Consider the following 3,854-nt stretch of genomic DNA (forward strand, 5'->3'; position numbering starts at 1 on the left):
TCAAAGCCCAAAAGTAAAAGCCTTGCTACGCAAGGCTTTTACTTTTGGGCTTTGATAAAGGGTTTGCGTAGCAAACCCTTTATCAAAGCCCGTTTCCAATTATCCCGAACTCACGTTAAATAGCGATCCCAAAGCTTAAGAAACTTGGAATATGTGCGCTATATCACCGCCAGTCATGGGAGCATCACTTACTCTGGGATCATGAATCAAGAGAGTTAGCGGCTACTCCCAAGTTAAAGTAATGCTTAATAAAAACACCAAAAATATTAATATCAAAAGTTCCAAAGATCAGCATAATCAAATAACTTGCCTCTATCGTAATGAAGGTGAAGTTGTGCAGATCCTGCGGGTATCTCATGCTGATATCACCTTTTGGGAAAAAGCAATCTTCCCGAATCAATGTATTCAGTTTTCTGCACCAAGAGATGCGTTATTAGAAATTCATGCAGGATTTATGTGCAGTGCGATTCACTCAGACACTATTCCCTGTGTTCAGTTAGCAATAATCGGTATGGATATGGGGCGGGAAGTTGCAGATATTAGGGAAATGCGTCAAGAGTTTCGCCAAGATATATTTGCTACAGTTGCCTAAGCCAATAATAACTGAGCCAATAATAAAGCCAATAATAACTGAGCAAGCGAGTAAATTCAAAATAATTTCAAGCTCCTGTAGTAGTTTTATTCATAGCTAAATCCCAAAAACAAAGAGAGCGCTTTGCGCTCTCTTTGTTTTTGGGAAAGCATACTTGCAAGCTTCCCCAACCTTAAGAAATAGCAAACCTCAAAAGAGCATATTAAAACCAGAGGCATAGCGCCCGCGTAGCGGGCGCTATGCCTCTGGTTTTGCTTAGCTACTTAGCAGGGTGAACCGTCACTATTCTCTTTTGATGACTCATCCCGTCCCCAAAAAACCTACAATAAAAGTTAAATTAGATAAATTTCAAAAACCTTGTGAAGTAACGTTTTTAAAATTTTATCTATTCCTTATTCACTTTAAACCCGCTATAAATTAAGACTGTGACATATAAAGTTGGACTTCTCGGATTAGGAACTGTTGGTACGGGTGTTGCCAAAATTTTCCAAGCCCCTGCGGGTCGCCATCCTCTACTACCTGATATTGAAATTGCACTTGTAGGTGTGCGATCGCTAAATAAGCAACGTGATGTGGCGATCGATGCTGAAATTGTCACAGATGATTTAGAGTCTATTGTTAACGATCCCGCGATTGATATTGTGGTGGAAGTTATCGGTGGGATCGAGCCAGCAAAAAGCTTAATTTTAAAAGCGATCTCCAATGGTAAACATGTGGTCACCGCCAATAAAGCAGTGATTGCTAGATATGGCAATGAAATTTTTACCGCCGCTAAACAAAAAGGCGTATATGTAATGTTAGAAGCTGCCGCTTGCGGCGGTATTCCCGTCATCCAAGTACTCAAACAAAGTCTCGGTGGCAATCGCATTAGCGAATTGACGGGCATTGTCAATGGCACGACCAATTACATTTTGAGTCGGATGTATTTCGAGGGAGCGGATTTCGAGGCAACCTTGGCTGAAGCGCAAAAACTGGGCTATGCCGAAGCCGATCCCACAGCCGATGTCGATGGTTTTGACGCTGCCGATAAGATGGCAATTTTAGCGAGTTTAGCTTTTGGCGATCGTATCAAACTTGAAGATATCTATCGTGAAGGGATCCGCTCAATTACCAGCGCTGATATTAACTATGCCAAGGAACTGGGCTTCACAATTAAGCTTTTGGGCATCGCCAGAAGGATTGAAGCCAAGGACGATCAAGATCGCCATCTCGAAATCCGCGTTCATCCGACCTTAATCCCAATCCAGCACCCTCTGGCGAATATTCATGGTGTCACCAATGCCGTGCGGATTGAGGGCGATCCCATTGGGGAAGTCGTGCTTTCAGGTCCAGGGGCAGGCTCAGGGGCAACCGCAAGTGCCGTAGTTGCAGACATTATTAATGTGGTGGCTGTCTTAAAATCTCTTCCCAATCAAATAAATCAACTGATGGGTTGCTCCCACGAGCACTATGCCCAAATTGCCCCCATTGAAAATACCGTGACCCAGTTCTATGCAAGATTGTTGACCCATGACAAGCCTGGGGTGATTGGCGATCTCGGTACGGCTTTTGGCAAACACTCTGTCAGCCTCAACGCCATTTTACAAAAGAATACGATCCACGATGGTCTCGCTGAAATCGTTGTGGTTACCCAGAAGGTAAGTGAATTGAACTTCCAGCAAGCGATCGCCACCATTCGCGATTTACCAACCCTGCATAGTATTCCTACGGTGTTGCGTGTGATTTAACTGCCCGTTATATCAATTCACGAAAGTGTGACAACACTTTTGTGAATTAAACATCAAAACCAGTAAGGTTTTGAGATTCCCAAAATGGCAACGCCATTTTGGGAATTGGTATTAGACAAGAGAAAGGCGGCGATTCGCGCCGCCTTTCTCTTGTCCTAAAGTTTTCTAAAAGTGTGGCTACACTTTTGGGAATTGCTAAAGCCGTTTGCTGATTTTAAAGCCGTGAGAATCCGTTCCACAGGTATGGAGCAATCCATGACATTCCGCAAGATGGCGAATCTCTTCTGTTTGGCGGGGGCTGGGTTTCCAAGGATCGCTATTGTCGTAGCCATAATAGGTTTCCACCCCATCAATGCCCAAAGCAGCAGCAGCAGGAATTAGATCTTCAGGTGGTCGCCGATAACGAGCGGGATGAGCCAGAACAGCTAAGCCCCCTGCTAAATGGATCGACTTAATAACACTAATTGCCTGATAGTCTAGCCCTGCGGTAGTTTTGTTTTGCAGGTATGGGTGCATTGCCTCATGTTCGGGATCGAATCCATATCCGAGTATATGCACTTCCGTAAAAATCAAGCTGGCATTAACTTCAATCCCCGACCAGAGAGTAGGCAAAGATTCAGGATGCTGCGATTGACTTAGGGTAAAGTCTAAATGCTGTTTAGCGATGTAATATCCGCCGATCGCATGATGATCGGTAATCGATAGATCGGACAAACGCAAAGCGATCGCCTGTTCGATTAGGTCGATAGGCTGCATTTTGCCATCGGAATGCACCGTATGCAAGTGAAAATTTAGCCTGTGTGGACAGCTCATGGCATCAACAGACGCAAATATTTTTCGCAGTTTACTAGTTGCGTTTGACTCGGATATCAATAGGGGAGTTTGAGTTACCATGTCATATCTCTACATAAGCAGATCTTTAATAATTCTTAACTTATTGATCACAGTTTTGTCCCAAGAGGGTATATTTCCAACCTTTATTGAGATGTATTCTCAACTTTAGAAAATCAGACTGATTATTACTACTTATTCAGCTTTAGATTTCCCATTACTGTCAACGATAGAAGCAATGGCAAAACAATAAGTAATTTTAAACACAAGCAGAGGTGGATATTAAATCACCTAATAAAATCTAAGTCTAATGACAGAGCGTTGGCTATGCTATGACCTTAGATTTAGGATTTCTCGTACTGATTTTGTTCGATCTCATGGCGATCGACGCTTTGCTCGGCATATTCGTAATAACTTGGCAACAGTTCGCGAGTCTCGACTTTTCCCAAAGATGACTCCATTTCCGCAGTGACAGCAATACATTCACTGCCTGACATATCAATCGCACGTTCAACGATTTTGCCATCTTTCCCGATTAAGTACTCGATACGTTGATATTGCGACATAAGTAATTTATTTTTCTCTACAATAACAATTACTAATATTCTAGCGTCTCTCTATCCAAAATTGCACAGCATAAAATTTAGTAATTATACCAACTCCCAAAATGGTGGGCAGTGCTAAATAGGTAAGGATGGGCGGCG

Annotated in this window: 4 protein-coding genes; 2 read left to right on the top strand and 2 right to left on the bottom strand. The window is 42.9% G+C overall.

Features of this window, described 5'->3' with window-relative positions:
• Nucleotides 1–241: 241 nt before the first annotated feature.
• Both AC805_RS00240 and AC805_RS00245 read left to right on the top strand, forming a co-directional pair.
• A complete protein-coding gene (locus AC805_RS00240; RefSeq protein ID WP_055073549.1) occupies nucleotides 242–592 on the top strand; it encodes a DUF1830 domain-containing protein in 351 nt (116 codons plus the stop codon).
• A gap of 425 nt (nucleotides 593–1,017) precedes the next feature.
• Complete coding sequence (locus AC805_RS00245) at nucleotides 1,018–2,319, top strand: homoserine dehydrogenase (protein ID WP_055073550.1); 1,302 nt, start codon at nucleotides 1,018–1,020, stop codon at nucleotides 2,317–2,319.
• A gap of 195 nt (nucleotides 2,320–2,514) precedes the next feature.
• Here AC805_RS00245 and AC805_RS00250 read toward each other — a convergent pair whose 3' ends face one another.
• Both AC805_RS00250 and AC805_RS00255 read right to left on the bottom strand, forming a co-directional pair.
• The gene (locus AC805_RS00250; protein WP_055073551.1) at nucleotides 2,515–3,213 is read right to left on the bottom strand and encodes a PHP domain-containing protein; all 699 of its coding nucleotides are present in this window, start codon (nucleotides 3,211–3,213) and stop codon (nucleotides 2,515–2,517) included.
• A gap of 281 nt (nucleotides 3,214–3,494) precedes the next feature.
• A complete protein-coding gene (locus AC805_RS00255) occupies nucleotides 3,495–3,716 on the bottom strand; it encodes a DUF2997 domain-containing protein (RefSeq protein WP_055073552.1) in 222 nt (73 codons plus the stop codon).
• Between the last annotated feature and the right edge of the window lie 138 nt (nucleotides 3,717–3,854).

Source organism: Pseudanabaena sp. 'Roaring Creek' (assembly GCF_001402795.1).
Lineage (GTDB): Bacteria > Cyanobacteriota > Cyanobacteriia > Pseudanabaenales > Pseudanabaenaceae > Pseudanabaena.

What these genes read in the sequence shown, in the direction of transcription:
- AC805_RS00255 (WP_055073552.1), bottom strand. Translation starts at nt 3,716, where the DNA reads ATGTCGCAATATCAACGTATCGAGTACTTAATCGGGAAAGATGGCAAA.
- AC805_RS00250 (WP_055073551.1), bottom strand. Translation starts at nt 3,213, where the DNA reads ATGGTAACTCAAACTCCCCTATTGATATCCGAGTCAAACGCAACTAGT.
- AC805_RS00240 (WP_055073549.1), top strand. Translation starts at nt 242, where the DNA reads ATGCTTAATAAAAACACCAAAAATATTAATATCAAAAGTTCCAAAGAT.